This is a genomic window from Kitasatospora sp. NBC_00039 (genome assembly GCF_045160625.1).
Taxonomy (GTDB): Bacteria; Actinomycetota; Actinomycetes; order Streptomycetales; family Streptomycetaceae; genus Kitasatospora.
The window spans coordinates 4,378,304-4,396,407 of the sequence record NZ_CP108289.1 but is presented as its reverse complement, the minus strand read 5'-3'; the positions used below and the strand labels follow the sequence as shown (position 1 = coordinate 4,396,407).

Here is an 18,104-nt window from a genome sequence, read left to right as displayed (position 1 = left end):
GCCAAGGTGGATTCATGGCCACCGACAACGCTCCCAGGACCCTTCCCGACGCCGACGCGCTGCCCTACGCGGGTGGCAACCCCTACGCCGACTACCGCACCGGCGACTTCGCCTTCACCACGCTGACCGACCTGGCCGACCGCCGGCTCGGCGGCGCCGTGATCGCCGCCAACGACGAGCTGTTCGCCGAGCGCGAGAACCTGCTGCTGCCCGAGCCCGCCGAGTTCCGCCCGCACACCTTCGGCAACAAGGGCCAGATCATGGACGGTTGGGAGACCCGCCGCCGCCGCGGCGCCGGCACCGACCGCCCGCACCCGGCCGCCGACGACCACGACTGGGCGCTGATCCGCCTGGGCGTGCCGGGAGTCGTGCAGGGCGTGATCGTGGACACCGCGCACTTCCGCGGCAACCACCCGCTGCAGATCAGCCTCGAAGGCGCCGAACTCCCGGGCACCCCGGGCCCGGAGGAGCTGCTCGCCGGCTCCACCGTCTGGCACCCGCTGGTGCCCCGCTCGCCGGTGCGCGGCCACGCCGCCAACGGTTTCGCGGTCGAGGGCGGCCGCCGCTTCACCCACCTGCGGCTCAGCCAGTACCCCGACGGCGGCATCGCCCGGCTGCGGGTGCACGGCGAGGCCCGGCCGGACGCCGCCTGGCTGGCCGCGCTCGGCACCTTCGACCTGGCCGCGATCGAGCACGGCGGCACCGTCGAGGACGCCTCGGACCGCTTCTTCTCGCCCCCGTCCAACCTCGCGCTGCCCGGCAGGTCCCGTGCGATGGGCGACGGTTGGGAGAACCGCCGGCGCCGGGACGACGGCCACGACTGGGTCCGGCTCCGGCTGGCCGGGCGCGGCGCGATCCGCGCGGTGGAGATCGACACCGGCTGCTACGTCGGCAACGCGGCCGGCTGGGCCGCGCTGTACGGGCGGGACGAGCAGGCCGCGGACCCACAGGAGTGGTTCGGGCTGGTGCCGCGGACCAGGCTCCAGCCGGACTCCGTCCACCGCTTGGTGCTGGACGCGCCCCGGCCCGCCACCCACGTCCGGCTCGACGTCTTCCCCGACGGCGGCATCGCCCGGCTGCGGCTGCACGGCAGCCTGGTCTGACCCCGTCCCGCGCGCGGCCGGCCTCGTCCGCCGCCACCCGGTCCGGTCCCGCTGCCACCCGGTCCGGTCCCGCCGCTGCCGGGGGTCGGCCTCGTCCGCGGACACCCGGTCCGGCCGGCGGACTCCCCGGTTGCCGGTGCCGGACCGCCGCCGGACGATGGGGAGATGATGCACCAGATGCGCGCCGAGTACGGCGACGGCGGCCCGGCCGCCGGGGTGAGGCTGTGGCACATGGTCCGCGGCTCCGACACCGTGGCCATGTGCGGCCGGGAACTGGACCAGGACGCGCCGTTGCGGGAGCCGGTGGAGTGGGGGAGGACGCCCGAACTCTGCTGCCACACCTGCGGCGCGTACTACCTGCGTGAGACGCCGTACCTGGCGCCGGAGCACCAGTAGCGACCCTGGGGCCGTCAGGCTGGTCTACCGTGGTCGGTATGGAGGAATCCCTGGTCCGGCCGCGGTCGTTGGTACGCGAGGCCGCCGAGCTGCGGGCCGGCCGCCCCGGCCTGGCCGTCCATGTCGACCGGCTCTGCGGCCGGATCGAGCAGGTGGACCCGCTGATCCACGCCTTCGTGCCCGAGCCCGGCCGTCCCGAGCGGCTGCACGCCGAGGCCCGCGCGCTGGCCGCGCGGTACCCCGACCCGGCCGCCGCGCCGCCGCTGTACGGGGTGGCGGTCGGGATCAAGGACATCGTGCACGTCGACGGTCTGCCGACGCACGCCGGATCCGCCCTGCCGCCGGGTGTGCTGGCCGGGCCGCAGGCCGTCGTGGTGGACCGGCTGCGGGCCGCGGGCGCGCTGGTCGCGGGCAAGACGGTGACCGCCGAGTTCGCGGGAACCGCCCCCGGCCCGACCCGGAACCCGCACCACTCCGGGCACACCCCGGGCGGCTCCAGCAGCGGCTCGGCGGCCGCCGTCGCGGCCGGGCTGGTACCGCTGGCGATCGGCACCCAGACCGTCGGCTCGGTGATCCGGCCCGCCGCCTACTGCGCCGTGGTGGGGTTCCGGCCGACCTACGGGCGGATCCCGGTGGACGGGGTGATCCCGAACGCGCCGAGCTTCGACACCCTGGGCCTGTTCACCGCCGACCTGGCGGGCGCGGCGCTGGCGGCGCCCCTGCTCTGCGACGACTGGCGCGCCGAGGAGGCCCGCCCGGCCGGACGGCCGACCGTCCTCGGGGTGCCGGCCGGCCCCTATCTGGAGCGGGCCCTGCCGGAGGCGCGGAAGGCCTTCGACGAGCAGCTGGAGCTGCTGGCGGAAGCGGGCCTGACGGTGCGTCGGATCGATCTGCTGCCCGACTTCACCGACCTGGTAAGGCAGTTGCAGACGATCAATCGGTTCGAGCAGGCCCGTACCCACGCCGACTGGTTCGCCCGCTTCGGCGGCCTCTACCGGCCGGAGACGGTGGCCGGCATCCGGCACGGCCAGGCCGTCCAGCCGGAGGACTACGCGGCCGCGCTGCACGCCCGCGCACACCTCCGCGGCCGGCTCGCCGAGGCCTGGGCGGCCTCGGGGGCCGACCTCGTGGTGGCGCCCGCCGCGACCGGTCCGGCCCCGTCCGGGCTGGGCAGCACCGGTGAGGCGGTGATGTCGCTGCCGTGGAGCTACGCCGGGCTCCCCGCGCTCAGCCTGCCGGCCGGTACGACGGCGGACGGACTGCCGCTGGGCCTCCAGGTGGTCGGCCCGGCCGGCGCCGACGAACGGCTGCTGGCACAGGCGGCCGTGCTGGAACGGGTGTTGGGGGCCTGCGGGTAGCGCGGACAGGGGGTTAACCCCCGCCCGGATCCGCCGGACCGCCGCACTGCGCCGGCACCCGGGTGCGCGGGAGGGTGAGTCCATGCCGAAGCCGCCCCGTCACCCCAGCCCGCAGCGCCGTTCCCGCCGGGCCGTCCTCGCCCCGACCCGCCCGGGAGCGTGGGTCTGATGCTGTTCTCCTACGCACTCCAGAGCCTGAATGCCCGCCGGTCCAGCTTCGTGGGCGCCTTCTGCGCGCTGCTCTTCGCCGCCCTGACCGTCACCGCCTGCGGCACCCTGCTGGAGACTGGCCTGCGCGGCGAGATCCGCACCGAGCGGTACGCGGGCGCTCCCCTGGTGGTGGCCGGCGACCAGCAGGTGCACCAGACGACCGTCAAGGACAAGGGCAACGGGAAGACCAAGACCAAGGAGAAGGCCAAGCCGCTCGCCGAACGGGCCTGGCTGCCCGCCGGGCTGGCCGACCGGATCGCCGCCGTGCCGGGTGTCCGCGCCGCCGTACCCGAACTCACCTTCCCCGCCCAGCCGGTGGCCTCCGACCGGCTCCCCGGCTACGGCCACTCCTGGGCCTCCGCCGAGCTGACCCCGTTCACCCTCACCGAGGGCCGGGCGCCGTACGCGGCGGACGAGTTGGTGGTCGACGCGGGCCTCGCCTCGCGGGCCCGGCTGCACGTCGGCGACCGGCTGACCGTCCGCTCCACACAGACGCCCGTCGCCTACCGGATCTCCGGCATCGCCGCCGCCCGGGTCGTCGAACTCACCGAGCAGAGCGCGCTGTTCTTCAGCCCGGCCGAGGCCGAGCGGCTGGCCGGCCGGCCCGGCCAGGTCGCCGCGGTCGCCGTCCTGCCCGCGCCCGGCACCGATCCGGCGAAGCTCGCCCGTGACCTCGCCCCGGCGCTGGCCGGCAGCAACGCCGTCGTCCACCGCGGCGCCGACCGCGGACAGGCCGAGTTCCCGGACGCCGCCGGTGCCCGGGTGAAGCTGGTCAGCATGGGCGCGGCGATCGGCGGCACCGCGCTGCTGGTGGCCGTCCTGGTGGTCAGCGGGACCTTCGCCCTGATGATCCAGCAGCGCGGCCGGGAGATCGCCCTGCTGCGCGCGGTGGCGGCCACGCCCGGCCAGGTGCGGAGGATGATCGGCGGCGAGGCGCTGCTGCTGGGCCTGGCCGCCGGCGCGCTGGGCTCGCTGGCAGGGCTGCCCGCCGGCGGGTGGCTGTACGACGGCTTCGTCGACCTCGGTGCCGTGCCGGACACCCTGCACCACACGCTGAGCGTCTTCCCGATGTTCGCCGCGGTGGTCGCGACCCTGCTGGCCGGCTGGGCCGCCGCCCGGATCTCGGCCCGCCGGACGTCCCGGATCCGCCCCGGCCAGGCCCTGTCCGAGGCCGCGGTCGAGGTGCCGGGCGCCGGCTGGGCGCGGGCGCTGGCGGGGGCTCTGGTGCTGGTCGGCGGCATCGTCCTGGTCGCCGTCCTCGCCGTGCTGGACACCGAGAAGGCGGCCACCCCGGTGACCTTCGCCGCCGTGGTGGTGCTGGCCATCGCGGTCTCGCTGCTCGGCCCGGTGCTGGCCCGGGTCGCGTCCGCCGCCATCGGCGGGGCCCTGCGGGTCTTCCCGGTCAGCGGCCACCTGGCCGCCGCCAACCTGCGGGCCGAGTCCCGCCGGCTCGGCGCCGCCGCCGCGCCGCTGGCCCTGCTGACCGCGATGGTCTGCACGGTGCTGTTCACGCAGTCCACCCTCGGAGGCGCGGCCGCCCGGCAGGCCGAGGACGGCGTCCGCGCCCCGTGGACGCTGGCCGCGAGCGCGCCGGGCGTGCCCGGCCAGGCGGCGCAGGCGGTGCGGGCGCTGCCCGGCGTCACCGCGGTCACCGAGGTGCTCCGCAGCTCGGCCCGGATCGACCTGGAGAAGTACACCGTGCAGGGCGTGACCACCGAGGGCCTGGCGGCGAGCTGGGACCCGGAGGTGACGGCGGGCACGCTGGCCGGATTCGGCGACGGCGACCTCGCGGTCAGCGCGACGGCGGCCGGCAGCCTCGGGGTCGGCCCCGGTTCCACCGTGCGGCTGGTCCTCGGCGACGGCGCCCCCGCCACCCTGACCGTCCGGGCCGTCTACGCCCGCGGTCTCGGCTTCGGCGACCTCACGCTCTCGCACGCCCTGCTGGCCCGGCACGTCGACAATCCGCTCGCCTCCGCCGTCCTGGTGGCCGCCGACGGCCAGGTCACCCGGGAGCGGCTGGGCGCGGCGGTGGCGGGATTCCCCGGGGTCCGGGTCCTCGACCGGGCGCAGAGCGGCGAGATCGCGGCCGAGGCCCGGCAGAGCGGCGCCGAGGCCAACTACCTCGGGATGGCCCTGGTGCTCGGCTTCACCGCGATCTCGGTGGTGAACACCCTGGCCATGGCCACCGCCGACCGCCGCCGGGAGTTCGCCCTGCTCCGGCTGACGGGCACGACCCGGCGCCAGATCCTCGGGATGCTGCGGCTGGAGTCGGTCGCCGTGGTGGTCACCGGTGTCACCGTCGGCTCGGCGATCGCCTTCGCGGTGCTCACCGCCTTCAGCCTCGGCATGACCGGCACGGCCGACGTGGCCTGGGGCTGGACCGGCTACGCCGGGGTGCTGGCGCTGGCCGCGGTGCTGGCCCTGGCCGCCACCACCCTCCCGGCCCGGCCGGCCCTGCGGGCGCCGGCCCTGGGAGTCCCGGCCAAGTGAACGGGGGCGTCCACCGCTATACCCTGGCGGGACGCAGGCGCACCGGGCGGCTCACGACTGTGGGCCGCCCGGCGGCGCTCCCGCTATGACGGGTCTCCCGTCCCGACGGACAGCAGAGGTGGACTGTGAGCGGCTCTGTCACGGACCGGCACACGGACCCGCGAACCGACGGACGCGCGGCCGTCCGTGCCGACGGGCGGGCCGACGGACGGGTCCAGCGCGGTGAGGAGACCCGCCGGGCGGTGCTGCGTCGTGCGGTCGAGATCGCCTCCGTCGAGGGGCTGGACGCGCTGTCGATCGGCCGGCTGGCCACCGACCTCGGGCTGAGCAAGAGCGGGGTGTTCGCGGGCTTCGGCTCCAAGGAGGAGCTGCAACTGGCCACCGTCCGGGCCGCCCGGCGGATCTTCGCGGACGCGGTGGTCACCCCCGTCCAGGACACCGCCCCCGGCCTCGGCCGGGCCCGGCGGCTCTGCGAGAGCTGGCTGGCGTACTCGCGGGCCAGGGTCTTCCCCGGCGGCTGCTTCTTCTACGAGGTGAGCGCCGAGTTCGACGCCCGCCCCGGCCCGCTGCGCGACGCGCTGGCCGGCTGCGCCCGGGAGTGGCGCGACCTGCTGCTCGACACGCTGGCGCAGGCCCGGGCGACGGGCGGGCTGCGAGCCGACGCCGACCTGGAGGACCTGGCGTTCGCGCTGATCGCGGTGCTGGAGACGGCCAATTCGCAGGCCCTGCTCTTCGGCGAGGACACCCCGTACGACCGGGCGGGGCGTGTGGCGCTGCGGCTGCTGCGGGCGGAGGCGGCCGACCCGCGGGCGCCCGAGCTGGCCTGATCCCGCGCGCCTGATTCGGCGCCTGATCCCGCGCCTGATCCCCCTGCCCGGCCCCCTGTCTGATCCCGCGTGCGTGATTCCCGCGCGCCTGATCCCGCGCCTGATTCCCACGTGGTCCCGGTGGCCGGCTCTCGGCCATAAAACTGCACGAACGGTCGTGCTAATATCTTCCGCAGTTCGGCCCCCGCACCCAGGCAGACCCGTCAACACCGACAGGGAGTCCCCGATGGACCCGGCCGTCGCACTGATCCGCACCACCCTCAACGCCACCTCGCTGATCGCCCCCGGCCTGGCCGGCCGGGCCGCGTTCCGGCTCTTCCGCCACCCCCTGCGGCGCGGCCGGGTACGCACCCTCGAACGCGAGGTCCACGCACAGGCCGTCACCGAACGGCTCTCCGTCCGCGGCGAGCCCGTGGTGGTCTACCGCTGGGGCGACGGCAGCCGGCCCGTCCTGCTGCTGCACGGGTGGCAGTCCCGCGCCTCGCGGTTCGCCGCCTTCGTGCCCCGGCTGAGGGCGCTCGGCCTGAGCCCGGTCGCCTTCGACGCCCCCGGTCACGGCGACTCCGGCGGCCGCACCAGCACCGTGCTCGACCTCCGCGAGCTGGCCGGCCGGCTCCAGGAGCGGTACGGCGACTTCGAGGCGGTGGTGGCGCACTCGCTCGGCGTCAACGCCGCCTTCCTGGCCCTGCGGGGCGGCCTGCGGGCCGGGCGGCTGGTCGCGATAGCCGGGGTCAGTGAGGTCTCCTTCATGCCGGCCGCCTTCTGTGCCCAGGCCGGGCTGAACGGCGTGGTCGAGCGGCGGCTGCGGCGGCTGATGGAGCGCGAGATGTTCCCCGGCGTCGGCAACGTCGCCGAGTACTTCGACGCCGCCCGCCGCCCCGAGGAGATCGGCCTGCCGATCCTGGTGCTGCACGACGAGGGCGACGACGTGGTCGCGGTCGGCCACGCCCGCCGGCTCAAGGCCGCGTACGGCGGCCGGCTCGACCTGGTAGTCACCCGGGGCCTCGGCCACCGCCGGATCCTCACCGAACCCGCCGTCATCGACAACGCCGTCGGCTTCCTGGCGGCCGGCCGTCCTGGCGGCCCGGACCTCGTGCGGGACGTCGCGCGGGACGTCGCGCGGGACGTCGCGCGGGAGGTCGCGCGGGACGTCGCGCGGGAGGTCGGCGCCGCATGAGCCTGCTCGAACTGCACACCCGGTCCCTGGCGTTGGCCGCCGAGGTGATCACCACGGTCCAGCCCGAACAGCTGGTGCTGGCGACGCCCTGTGCCGGCTGGACGCTCCGCCGCCTGCTGGAGCACGTGGTCGGCCAGCACCGGGGGTTCGCCGCGGCCGCCCGGGGTGCCGGGTCCGACCGGGCACTCTGGCGGGACGTCCCGGTCGACGGCGATCCGGCGGGCGCGTTCCGGCGCTCGGCCGAGGAGCTGACGGCGGCCTTCACCGAGGCGCACGCCACGGCCGGACGTGAACTCTGGCTGCCCGAGATCCGCGACGGCGGCCCCTTCCCGTTGCGCCAGGCCGTCGGCTTCCACCTGCTGGACACCCTGGTGCACGCCTGGGACGTCGCGGCGGCGCTGGGCGTGCCGAAGGGGATCGCCGAGGTGGTGGACGGCGAGGAGCGGCTCGCGGCCGCCCTGCTGTCGGTGGCCGGGCTGGTGCCGGCCGCGCCCGCGGACCGGGCGCCGGGGCGGGCGTTCCGGGAGCGCCGTCAGCAGGCCGACGGCGCCGGGCCGTTCGACCGCGCGCTGGCGCTGCTCGGCCGCGACCCGGCGTGGACGCCGCCCGCCGGCCCGGGGCCGGGCTCAGCGCCCGTCGCGCTGCTCGTCGGGGAAGCGCGGTCCGCCGATCAGGAAGAGCAGCGCGGCGATCGGAAAGCCGATCGAGGCGGCCAGTAGCACGAAGAACTGCCAGACCATTTCTCGCTCCTCGCCAGTCCTGGGGAGGCCTGTCAGCGCCGGAAGGCCGGGCCCCCCGAAGGAGATCCCAAACCCCGCAGGCCCTGATTGGCCGAATTGTCCACTCGATATCCGACGGTATGGCCGAATTACTCCCGTTGCCACCGGGACGAACCCGTGCGCCGCGTGCACGGGTCTGGGCCTGCGCGCCGTCGGCGGCCACACTGTCGGGATGCAGGTACAGCTCGCAGGGGAAGCACGGCGGCCGGACCGCGAGAGCGAGGATTTCGCGGCGGCCTCGCCGGAGGCGCTCGTACTGCTCGACGGTTCGAGCTCGCCGACCGGCCTGGAGTCCGGGTGCCGCCACGGCACCCCCTGGTACGTAAGGCGGTTGGGGGTGCATCTGCTGGCCCGGCTCACCGACCGCGCGGACCGCTCGATCGGGGAGTGCCTGGCCGACGCCATCGCGGAGACGGCCGCGCTGCACGGCGGCCGCTGCGACCTCGGCCACCCCAACACGCCGGCGGCCATGGTGGTCGCCGCCCGTCGGCACGGCGCCGCGCTGGAGTACCTGGTGCTCGGAGACTCGCTGCTGGTGCTCCAGTTCAAGGACGGCCCGCCCAAGGTGATCGGCGACAACCAGCGCTTCCCCGGCGGCGAGGAGCTGCGCCGGCAGGTCTGGTCGACGGTGCCCGGCTCGGCCGAGCGCGCCGCGCTGCACCTGGAGTACGCGCTGGCCGTGCGCGCCGCCCGGAACACCGGCAACGGCCCGTGGATCGCCGCCGCCAGCCCGAAGGCGGCCCAGCACGCCGAGACCGGCTTCGTCGGCGTGGACCGGCTGCACGCGGTGGCCGCGCTGACGGACGGCGCCTCGCGCTACACCGAGCGCTTCGGTCTGGGCAGCTGGGCCGACGCGCTGCGGCTGCTCGCCGAGTCGGGGCCGGGTGAGCTGATCGCCCAGGTGCGGGCTGTCGAGCGGGCGGACGCCGCCTGCGAGCGCTGGCCGCGCGGCAAGGCGCACGACGACGCCTCGGCCCTCTACGCGTTGCTGTGACGGTGGCCGTGGCTCTGCTCACGGCCGGGAGCCCCGGTCGTCCGGGCGGGCCCGTCGCACCCGCCGGAGCGGTGCGGCGGTCCGGGAGTCCGGGGCGGTCCCGGAAGCCGGGGCGGCGGTCCCGTTCGGCGGGCGGCGGTCCGCTCAGGCGGCCGCGGCGGTGACGACGCCCGCCCGTTCGGCGAGGACGCCGGCCTGGAAGCGGCTGTCCGCGCCCAGGCTGTCCATGAGCTCGGCGATGTGCCGGCGGCAGGTGCGGACGGACATGCCCAGGCGCCGGGCGGCCTGCTCGTCGGTGCTGCCCTCGGCGAGCATCCGGGCGATGGAGCTCTTGATCGCCGCGCCGGCCTCGCCGTAGCCCGCGACCACGCTGCGGGTCTCCTCCTGGCCGAACGGCAGGGCCCGGCCCCAGCACTGTTCCAGCGAACGGTAGAGGTAGTCGACGAGGGCGGGCTCGCGCACCATGACGGCGCCGCTGGGTGCGCCGATCCCCGTCCGGGGAATGAAAGCGACCTCGCGGTCCACGATGACGACGCGGTCGACGATCTCGTTGTCGGTGCGCAACTCGCAGCCGGAGGCGGTCAGTTGGCTGGCGTAGTGCTGCATGGCCGGGTTGACGCGGACGGTGTGCTGGTACAGCGCCCGCATCCGTACGCCGCGGTCGAGCAGTTCGAGGTTGCGCTCGAGCGCGTCCGCCATGCCCTCGGCCGAGCCGATGCCCGGGTGTGCGCTGAACACCTCCGTACGGCAGTTCCCGGCCAGCTCCTGGAACATGGCGCGGACGTCGTCGGGGTTCTCCATCACGTCGATCGCCTCGGAGCTGCTGCGCTCGCGCCTCATCTCGTAGTAGAAGGGCACCAGTCCGAGCAGCTCGGTCCGCACCTGGGCGGCCTGCTGCTGGCGCGCCTGCAGCGCGGCGTTGATGGGGCCGATCAGTTCGGCCGCGGCGAGCTCGGGGTTGGTGGCGATCAGCGCCGACGAACCGTCGGGGGCGGGGCGCAGCAGGCGGAGCTCGGAGAGGGCGCCGGTCGCCTGCTCCAGCTGGCCGGAGGTCAGGCCGAGCTCGTCAGCCGCCCGTTCATCCAGCCGGCCGTGTCTGACGGCCCAGGTGAACACCCTCGCGGCCGTCTCGTCGAGGCGGCCTGAAAGTGACGGAAGGATGTCCGGACTGACCATGATTGCCCCCGTTTGATCATAGAGATTTCGCTGCGCTGCAACTTTATGACAGGGGCGTGCGGTGGAGATCCCCCCAACCGGCGGGCCACTGTGGAGCTGCACCGGAAAGCAGGTGCGGCTCCCGGCCGGAAACGGTGGAGGAGTCCGAGGGAACGTACGACGCCGTGATCCGGCGATCGACACAACGGGGGAAAACACCATGGGCAAGCGCCTTGCTTCCTGCTTCGTTCTGACCGCTCTCGCCACCGCGGTCATGGCCGGCCCGGCGTCCGCCGCGACCGCCGGCACCGCCACCGCCGCGACCGCCACCGCCGCCAGCACCGCCGGCACCGCCGGCACCGCCGGCACCGCCGGCACCGCCGGCACCGCCGGCACCGCCGGCACCGCCGGCACCGCCGGCACCGCCGGCACCGCCGGCACCGCCGGCACCGCCGGCACCGCCGGCACCGCCGCCACCGCCAGCACCGCCGCCACCGCCGGCACCGCCACCGCGTCGGCGGCGGGGCCGGACGCCGACCCGCTGCACCTCGTCCCGAAGCCGGTCGGGCACAAGCCGGGCAAGGACGGCGGCCACGGAGACCTCCGCTGGGAGTGACCGCGGGAGCCCCGCCGGAGCCCGACCCGGCCGCGCCCACCCGACCTGATCCGACCTGACCCGAACTGACCCGACCTGATCTGCGCTGATCCGACCCGCGATCGAGGACCCATGTCTGCCGCACCTTCTCCGCTGCCGCTCCGCGGCGTGCGATCCCGCCCCGGCGTGCACTACGCACCGGTCAGCAAGGGCGTGTACGTCTCCGCCGCCAAGGGGGCGTTCCTGCTGGCCGGCCCGGCGAGCCTGTTCCAGCTGGTCGACCGGCTGACCCCGCTGCTGGACCGCGGCGCCACCGAGGACGAACTGGTCGCGGCGGCCGGCGCCGAGAAGACCCGCGGTGTCGTGCGCTGGGTGGCCGGACAGCTCCTCCTGCGCGAGCTGCTGTTCGACCTCGACCGGCTGGACACCCCGGAGCCCGGGCCGGACGAGCGCGCCGCGTACGGCGACACGCTCGCCTACCTGGAGACCCGCAGCGACGACCCGTACACCGCCTTCCGCCGGGTGCGCGAGGGGCGGGCGGCCGTCCTCGGCCGGGGGCCCGCCGCCGAGTCGGCGGCCCGCGGCCTGGCCGCGGCCGGCTTCGGCAGCGTCGTCCTGGCCGGTACGGACGGGAGCGCCCCGGACCCGTCCGGGCTGCTGCTGCTCGACCCGGAGCTCGACCGCGTCGTGCTGCCCGCGTCCGCCGCCGAGGCCGCCGGACTGCTGTCCGGTGCCTGCGTGGCGGTGGTCGTGGACGCCGCGCCGTCGGTCGACGCGACCGCCGAACTCGCGCCCGGTGCCGCGATCGTCCCGGTCACCACCTCCGACGCGACGCGGGCCGGTGGCCCCCAGGTCGTCGGCCCGCTGCGGACGGCGGGCGAGGCGCCCGGTCTGCACGGCAGGCTGGTCGAGCGTGCGGTGATCCGGCAGGGTGACCAGGCGCGGACCGTACCTTCGCCCACCGGCGCCATCATGGCCGGCGCGCTCGCCGCCCACCGGGCCTTCCAGCACATCGGCCTCGGCACGCCGGAGAGCTCCGTCTCGGTGGTGCACGGTCCCGCGCTGGAGTCCGACGAGGCCGTGCTGGCCGGGTCGGGTCAGGCCGAGTGGAGCGGCATCCGCAGCCTCGGCGACGCCGACCCGTCGGGGCTCGCGCCGGTCGTGACCGAGGAGGTGCTCACCGACTCGCTGCCGCTGTTCGCGCCCTGGACCGGCCCGTTCCGGTGGATCGCCCCCGACGACCTGCCGCAGCTCCCGTCCGCCTTGGCCGTCCTCGAAGGCCTCACCCCCGACTTCGGCAGGCCCCTCGTCCGCCGCGGCATCGACCACGGCTCCGCCGCCGTCCAGGCGATCCTCGCCGGGCTGCGCGTCCTGGCCGCCGTGCCGTACCCGCCCGGGATCCGTGTCCTGGAGCGTTCGGTGTCGGCCGCCGGAACCACCGAGGCGCGCTGGCTGCTGGACGGTGTCCTGCGGATCCTGGCACGCTCCGCCGCGACGCCGGCCACCGTCCTGGGCTGGGACGACATCACCGACCACGACACCCTGCGGTTCTGGCGCACCCTGGAGGAGTACGAGGACCAGCCGGTCGCGCTCACGCTCGGCCGCCCCGCCGGACTCGCCGGCCCCTGGTGCACCGTCACCGTGGCCGACGCCCGTACCGGCGCGGTGCTGGGCTCCGCCTGGGGCGACAGCACCGACCGGGCCGCCGGCCTGGCGCTGGCCGCGGCCCACGGCGCCCGTCGGGCCGGACAGGCCGGTCACCCCGGCACCGTCGACCCGGCGCCCGGAACCGAACTGATCGACCTGATGACCGAGCCGGAGCTGAACGCGCTGGCCGGGGACATCGAGGCGTACTGCCACGCCCACGGGGTGCGTCCGCTCGGGGTCCGCGTCGTCGCCGACCCGCTGGCCGGGGAGCAGAAGCTGTGCTGGGGGCCGGTATGGCTGTCCTGACGATCACCGAACCGTCCACCCCCTGGGCGGAGTTCGCCGAGCTGCACGGTGCCCGCCTCAGCATGAGCGAGGGCTGGGACACCGAGGTGGAGCGCGCCGCCTGGACGGCGGCCCGCGAGGCCGGGGTGCCGCTGCTCTCCGTGCGGGTCCTCCCGGACGAGGTGCAGATCGGCCCGCTGTGGGACGCGGCCGCGCCCGCGCCCTCCTGCGCGGGCTGCGCCGAGGCGCGGGAGCGGCTCGCCGCCCCGATCGCCGGCGGCCACCCGATCGCCCGCGAGTGGGGTGCCCGGCGCTCCGGCACCGGCGCGTCGCCGCTGCTCCCGCTGCTGGCCCGGGCCGCGCTGGCCGCCGGAACCCCCCTGGCCCCGGGCGAGCTGCTGTCCGTCCGCCCGGGCGGACTGCGCCGGCACCGGATCGCCCGGTACCACGCCTGCCCGGTCTGCGGGGACGCGGGCATGCCCCACGACCGCACCGCCGCGCCGCCCGTCCGGACGCCGGAGCCCCTGGTGCTCGCCGACCGCCCGTCGCCGCAGCGACTGCCGCTGCGCGAGCGCCCCGGCCTGCCGATGCCCGCCGACGAGCTGCACCGGCGGACGGTCGACGCCCGCTTCGGCCCGTTCGTCGGGGTGCAGCGGGAGACCCAGGCCCCGTTCGCGATGAGCAACGCCGTGATGCCCGGCGGACCGGTCGGCGCGGGGCACGGCCGCGGCGCCACCTACCGGGAGAGCGATCCCGTCGCCATCCTGGAGATGTACGAGCGGATCGGCGGGTTCCCGTACGGCACGGGACGGGTCGTCAGGAACCTCGCCCACCAGGGCATCGACCTGCCCGCGCTGGATCCGGCCACGCTGGGCGGGCACACCGCGCGACAGCTCGCCCACCCCTACTGCCGGGTGCTGCCGTACGCGCCGGACACCCCGACCGACTGGGTCTGGGGCCACCGCATCCCCACCGGGGAGCCGGTGCTGGTGCCGGCCGAAGTCGGCTTCTACCAGTACAAGCTGCAGCGGGAAGGCGACCGGAAGATCCACTTCCTGGAGTCCTCCAGCGGCTGTGCGCTCGGCGCGAGCCTGGAGGAGGCGGCGCTGCACGCCCTCTTCGAGGTCACCGAGCGCGACGCGTTCCTGCTCGCCTGGCACCGGCGGCGCCCGCTGCCGGCCGTCGACCCCGCGTCGGTGCGCCGGGAGCGCAGCCGGGAGCTGATCGGCCTGATCCGCTCGCGCGGCTACGACGTGCACCTGCTGGCGGCGAGCCAGGACATCCCGCTGCCCTCGGTGTGGGTGCTGGCCGTCCACCGGGACGGGCTGTTCCCCGCCAGCTACTCCGCGGCCGGCACCCACCCGGACCCGGAGGCCGCGGTCGAGGCCGGCCTGTGGGAACTGGCACAACTGGTCCACGAGCGGGTGCCGTTCGACCCGGCGGCGGTGGAGCGGATGATCGCCGACCCGTTCGAGGTGCGCGTGCTCGACGACCACTACCAGCTCTACAAGCGGCCCGAGCTGCTGCCCCGCGTCACCGAGGTGCTGGGCGGTCCGGTCGTGCGGCTGGACGAGGCCTTCCCCGGCTGGCCCGACGCCCTGCGCCCGGCGGCCGGCGCGCGTCCCGACGTACGGGCCTCGCTGGAGACCGTGCTCGGCCTGTACGCCGACGCCGGAATGGACACCGCCGTCGTCGTCGACCAGTCCACCCGGGACCACCGTGACCTGGGACTGGCCGCCGCCAAGGTGATCGTCCCCGGCACGCTGCCGATGACCTTCGGCCACGCCAACCAGCGGCTGCTCGGCCTCACCAGGCTGACCGACGGCCTCCTGGTCGACGGCCGCCCGGTCACCGCCGACGACCTTCCGCTCGACCCCCACCCGTTCCCGTGAGAGGAGGACCGATGAGCCAGACACTCGAACGCGGCGCTCTGCCCGGCACCGCCGAACCGCGGCGCACCGCCGAACCGCAGGGCACCGCCGAACGGCGGCGCACCGACGCCCCGAACGGCACCGACGCCCCGAACGACACCGACGACCTGCGGGAACTGCGCCGCTTCGCCTTCGAACAGGGCGCCGGCAAGGCCTTCGTCGCTCCGGGCCCGCAGATCGACCCCTCGATCGGCACCACCAGCGGGCAGCTCCCCGCAGCGGTCCGCCCCGACGCCGGCCGCCCGCTCGCCCTCGGCACCTCCCGGCTGCTGCGCCGCACCCCCTTCCCCGCCGGCCTCCGGCCGGAGGACGGGCCGGCGGCCGGTGAGGAGACACTGGACCACCTGCTGGTCACCGCGTTCGGCCTGCAGCGAAGGGAGCCGTCGAACTCCTTCAACGACCACCGCGTCGTGCCGTCGGTCCGCAGCAAGTTCCCGGTCCGTCCCTACCTGCTGCAGGACGGCGCCACCCGCTACCTGGACGTCCAGCGCCACGCGCTCCTGGACGTCGAGGGCACCCCCGCCGCCCCCGGCGAGCACGGCACCACCGTGGTGCTGGCCGGGCGGCACACCGACCTGCCGCCGCAGTACGCGCTGCTGCGCGGCCCGTTGGTGGACCTCGAAATCGGTCACAACCTGCGCAGCCTGTACCTCGCGGCCCAGCTGTTCGGGGTGCGGGCGGAGCTGGAACTGCCGACCCCCGACCCCGAGGGCCTGGCCGAGCGGATCGGCATCCGGCCCGCCGAGGGCTGGGCCTACCCGGTCGCGGTCCGGCTGGACGGCGCGACCCCGCGCTGGCGTCCCGGCAGCGACCGGCCGGCGCCCACCGGAGACCAGGCACTGGACCGGGTGCTGCGGATCGACCGGATGACCCGGCCGTCCGGCGCGCCCGCCCCGGCGGCCGAGGCCACCGGCACCGGCCCGTACCCGGTCGAGGGCAACGGCCTGAGCTGGGCCGAGGTGCTCTGGAACCGTACGGCCGGGCGCACCCCCGAGGGGATCGGAGGCTTCTCCGGCGTCCGGGCGCCCCAGCCGTACGCGGCCGTCGCCGACAGCCTGGCGCTGGCCTGCGCGCCGCCGCCGTCCCCGCTGCTCGCCGCCGTCGCCGGACACGTCCGGCTCACCCTCTGCGCCCAGGACGTCGAGGGGCTGCCGGACGGCATCCACCGCGTCGAGGACAACCGGCTCACCGGGCACCTCGCCCGGCCCGGCGTGCACGCCGCGCTGGACTCCCAGTTCGGGTACCCGCTGAGCGGCGGCAACGACTGCTCGGTGCGGCACGCCACCTTCGTCTGGACCTTCACCGCCGACCTGCGCGCGCTGTTCGCCGAGTTCGGGCCCAGCGCGTGGAAGCTGCTGCAGTACGCGTGCGGCTGGTCGGCACAGGGCCTGGTGCTCGGCGCCGCGGCGTACGGCATGTACGCCCGGCCGGCCCGCGCCTTCGACGAGGTGCGGATCGCCCGCACGCTGGAGCTGGACCGCGACCAGACCGCCGTCTTCCAGGTGGTCTGCGGCACCGGCCGGTTCCGCGAGCCGATGCTGGACCTGCGGTCATGACCGGCACCCTGGACGGCAGACCCCGCTGGAGCTGCTGGCACCTCCACCTCGACTCCGCCGCACCGGCGCTGGTGGACACCGTCCTGCTGGACGTGGTCGAACCTGTGGTGCGCGAGCTGCGGGCCGACGGCGCGATCACCGGCTGGTTCTTCATCCGGTACTGGCAGCACGGGCCGCACCTGCGGCTGCGGCTCGCCGGTCTGGACGAGTCGGCCGAGCCCGGCGTCACGGCGGCGCTCGCCGAACGGCTTGCCCCGGTCAACGCGGGCGTCCCGGACGGCGAACGGATGAGCACCGAGCAGTACCACCGGAGCACCGGCCCGATCGCCAAGGCCGGCGAGGGCGGCGCGGACGGCTTCGCCGCGTTGCCGCTGGCCGAGCTGCGACCGGGCGGGGTGCACCGCGAGCCGTACGCCCCGGAGACCGACCGCTACGGCGGGCCGGCCCTGCTGGGGCTCAGCGAGTCGCTGTTCGGCGACAGCAGCGAGCTGGTGACGGCCGTTCTGCGGGCCCGTCCGACCTGGAACGGCCGGGTGACCTTCGCCCTGCTCACGATCGCGGCGGCGGTCCGCGCGGCCGACCCGGACCACGTTTCCCAGGAGCGGTTCCTGCGCGGACTGCGCACCTCCTGGCTGACCTGGGCCGGGCGCGCCGAGCACCCGGGCATGAACCCGCTCGCCGCCCGCGAGGCGTCGCTGCGCTCCGCGGAACTGCTCGCCGAGCGCTTCCCGGGCGGGCCGGGCGCCCTGCCCGGTGCCGGCCGGGCCGCCGACCGGTGGGCGGAGCGGCTGGGCGCCGCCATGGACGTCTGGCGGGACGCCGCCCTGGCCGGGGCGCTGAGCTCCGGCCCGCCGGAGATCCTCGCCTCGCACCTGCACATGACGCTCAACCGGCTGGGCTTCGGCCCCGAGCAGGAGGTCTTCCTGCTCAGCGTGCTGATCGAGCTCTGGGCGGGCCACCGTACGGCGGCCGCGGCGTGACCGTCACCGGGACGACGGCCGGGACGACGGCCGTCCCGGCCGGCGGGTACGAGCGCGCCTGCGCCACCCTGCTGCCGGAGCTCGCCGAGCGGGTCGGGCCGCCGCCGGCCGAGGGCCGCTGGTTCGCGCTGGAGCGGGCGGCGGGCCGGTACGGCCGGGTCCTCCTCCCGCTCGGCGACCGGGTGTACCACGGTCACGCCTTCGCCGAGGCCTTCGCGGCCGCCCTCGGCACGCCGGCCGGACAGCCGGACGGATCCTTCTGGTGCGTGCTCGCCGGCGAGCCGCGGACCGACCCGGCGGTGTTGGACGGCCTGCGCTGCGGTCTGGCGCGCGCCGCGGCCGCCCACGGCTTCGCGGTGCGCTGGCCGCGGGTGCACGACCAGGAACTGCTCGACATGGCCGCGCAGTTGGACGGCCTGGACACCGGCGTCCTGCTGGTCGCCGAACTGTCCGACCAGGCGCCCGCGTAGCCGACCGGGTACCCGCGCCGCAGGCCGGGGCGCCCGCGTGGCCGACCAGGCGCCCGCGCCGCAGGCCGAACGACCGGCCGACCGCGCGGCCCTTTCCCCGGGATCGGCTGATCCCCCCACAGACCTCCCCCGTCAGGGGTGAGCGCCGGCC

Annotated in this window: 15 protein-coding genes; 14 read left to right on the top strand and 1 reads right to left on the bottom strand. The window is 76.1% G+C overall.

Annotated features, from left to right (window positions below):
* The first annotated feature begins 14 nt into the window (after positions 1–14).
* The 8 genes from alc (at position 15) to OG286_RS19300 (ending at position 9,334) form a co-directional block, all read left to right on the top strand.
* Positions 15–1,103 carry an allantoicase gene (gene alc / locus OG286_RS19335; RefSeq protein WP_396322813.1) on the top strand — a complete coding sequence of 363 codons (1,089 nt, stop codon included), beginning with the start codon at positions 15–17 and terminating at the stop codon, positions 1,101–1,103.
* A 165-nt stretch (positions 1,104–1,268) separates the two neighbouring features.
* Complete coding sequence (locus OG286_RS19330; RefSeq protein WP_396322812.1) at positions 1,269–1,499, top strand: hypothetical protein; 231 nt, start codon at positions 1,269–1,271, stop codon at positions 1,497–1,499.
* Between the two features lie 38 nt (positions 1,500–1,537).
* Positions 1,538–2,857, top strand: coding sequence for an amidase (locus tag OG286_RS19325; RefSeq protein ID WP_405365608.1), 1,320 nt, complete (start codon positions 1,538–1,540; stop codon positions 2,855–2,857).
* A gap of 168 nt (positions 2,858–3,025) precedes the next feature.
* Positions 3,026–5,557, top strand: a complete 2,532-nt coding sequence (locus tag OG286_RS19320; RefSeq protein WP_405365607.1) for an ABC transporter permease — start codon at positions 3,026–3,028, stop codon at positions 5,555–5,557.
* A 242-nt stretch (positions 5,558–5,799) separates the two neighbouring features.
* The gene (locus OG286_RS19315; protein ID WP_396322995.1) at positions 5,800–6,384 is read left to right on the top strand and encodes a TetR/AcrR family transcriptional regulator; all 585 of its coding nucleotides are present in this window, start codon (positions 5,800–5,802) and stop codon (positions 6,382–6,384) included.
* Positions 6,385–6,610: 226 nt separating this feature from the next.
* Positions 6,611–7,561: an alpha/beta hydrolase gene (locus OG286_RS19310; protein ID WP_405365606.1), complete on the top strand. Its 951-nt coding sequence runs from the start codon at positions 6,611–6,613 to the stop codon at positions 7,559–7,561.
* Positions 7,558–8,280, top strand: a complete 723-nt coding sequence (locus OG286_RS19305) for a TIGR03086 family metal-binding protein (RefSeq protein ID WP_405365605.1) — start codon at positions 7,558–7,560, stop codon at positions 8,278–8,280. The genes OG286_RS19310 and OG286_RS19305 overlap by 4 nt, the downstream gene beginning before the upstream one ends.
* Before the next feature lie 232 nt (positions 8,281–8,512).
* Entirely contained in the window at positions 8,513–9,334 is an 822-nt protein-coding gene (locus tag OG286_RS19300) for an integrase (RefSeq protein ID WP_396322807.1), read from the top strand.
* Between the two features lie 144 nt (positions 9,335–9,478).
* On the opposite strand, the gene OG286_RS19295 is transcribed toward OG286_RS19300, so the two are convergent.
* Positions 9,479–10,510 carry a LuxR C-terminal-related transcriptional regulator gene (locus OG286_RS19295; RefSeq protein ID WP_396322806.1) on the bottom strand — a complete coding sequence of 344 codons (1,032 nt, stop codon included), beginning with the start codon at positions 10,508–10,510 and terminating at the stop codon, positions 9,479–9,481.
* 199 nt (positions 10,511–10,709) lie between these two features.
* On the opposite strand from OG286_RS19295, the gene OG286_RS19290 reads away from it, so the two are divergent.
* The 6 genes from OG286_RS19290 (at position 10,710) to OG286_RS19265 (ending at position 17,953) form a co-directional block, all read left to right on the top strand.
* The gene (locus OG286_RS19290; RefSeq protein WP_405365604.1) at positions 10,710–11,105 is read left to right on the top strand and encodes a hypothetical protein; all 396 of its coding nucleotides are present in this window, start codon (positions 10,710–10,712) and stop codon (positions 11,103–11,105) included.
* 147 nt (positions 11,106–11,252) lie between these two features.
* Entirely contained in the window at positions 11,253–13,037 is a 1,785-nt protein-coding gene (locus OG286_RS19285; RefSeq protein ID WP_396322804.1) for a hypothetical protein, read from the top strand.
* Positions 13,025–14,908, top strand: a complete 1,884-nt coding sequence (locus tag OG286_RS19280) for a YcaO-like family protein (RefSeq protein WP_405365603.1) — start codon at positions 13,025–13,027, stop codon at positions 14,906–14,908. Before OG286_RS19285 ends, OG286_RS19280 begins: the two co-directional genes overlap by 13 nt.
* Positions 14,909–14,919: 11 nt before the next feature.
* Positions 14,920–16,503: a hypothetical protein gene (locus tag OG286_RS19275; protein WP_396322802.1), complete on the top strand. Its 1,584-nt coding sequence runs from the start codon at positions 14,920–14,922 to the stop codon at positions 16,501–16,503.
* Positions 16,500–17,483, top strand: a complete 984-nt coding sequence (locus OG286_RS19270; RefSeq protein ID WP_396322801.1) for a thiopeptide-type bacteriocin biosynthesis protein — start codon at positions 16,500–16,502, stop codon at positions 17,481–17,483. Before OG286_RS19275 ends, OG286_RS19270 begins: the two co-directional genes overlap by 4 nt.
* Positions 17,480–17,953, top strand: a complete 474-nt coding sequence (locus tag OG286_RS19265) for a hypothetical protein (RefSeq protein WP_396322800.1) — start codon at positions 17,480–17,482, stop codon at positions 17,951–17,953. Before OG286_RS19270 ends, OG286_RS19265 begins: the two co-directional genes overlap by 4 nt.
* Positions 17,954–18,104 lie beyond the last annotated feature (151 nt).

What these genes read in the sequence shown, in the direction of transcription:
- alc (WP_396322813.1), top strand. Translation starts at nt 15, where the DNA reads ATGGCCACCGACAACGCTCCCAGGACCCTTCCCGACGCCGACGCGCTG.
- OG286_RS19330 (WP_396322812.1), top strand. Translation starts at nt 1,269, where the DNA reads ATGATGCACCAGATGCGCGCCGAGTACGGCGACGGCGGCCCGGCCGCC.
- OG286_RS19325 (WP_405365608.1), top strand. Translation starts at nt 1,538, where the DNA reads ATGGAGGAATCCCTGGTCCGGCCGCGGTCGTTGGTACGCGAGGCCGCC.
- OG286_RS19320 (WP_405365607.1), top strand. Translation starts at nt 3,026, where the DNA reads ATGCTGTTCTCCTACGCACTCCAGAGCCTGAATGCCCGCCGGTCCAGC.
- OG286_RS19310 (WP_405365606.1), top strand. Translation starts at nt 6,611, where the DNA reads ATGGACCCGGCCGTCGCACTGATCCGCACCACCCTCAACGCCACCTCG.
- OG286_RS19305 (WP_405365605.1), top strand. Translation starts at nt 7,558, where the DNA reads ATGAGCCTGCTCGAACTGCACACCCGGTCCCTGGCGTTGGCCGCCGAG.
- OG286_RS19300 (WP_396322807.1), top strand. Translation starts at nt 8,513, where the DNA reads ATGCAGGTACAGCTCGCAGGGGAAGCACGGCGGCCGGACCGCGAGAGC.
- OG286_RS19295 (WP_396322806.1), bottom strand. Translation starts at nt 10,510, where the DNA reads ATGGTCAGTCCGGACATCCTTCCGTCACTTTCAGGCCGCCTCGACGAG.
- OG286_RS19290 (WP_405365604.1), top strand. Translation starts at nt 10,710, where the DNA reads ATGGGCAAGCGCCTTGCTTCCTGCTTCGTTCTGACCGCTCTCGCCACC.
- OG286_RS19280 (WP_405365603.1), top strand. Translation starts at nt 13,025, where the DNA reads ATGGCTGTCCTGACGATCACCGAACCGTCCACCCCCTGGGCGGAGTTC.
- OG286_RS19275 (WP_396322802.1), top strand. Translation starts at nt 14,920, where the DNA reads ATGAGCCAGACACTCGAACGCGGCGCTCTGCCCGGCACCGCCGAACCG.
- OG286_RS19270 (WP_396322801.1), top strand. Translation starts at nt 16,500, where the DNA reads ATGACCGGCACCCTGGACGGCAGACCCCGCTGGAGCTGCTGGCACCTC.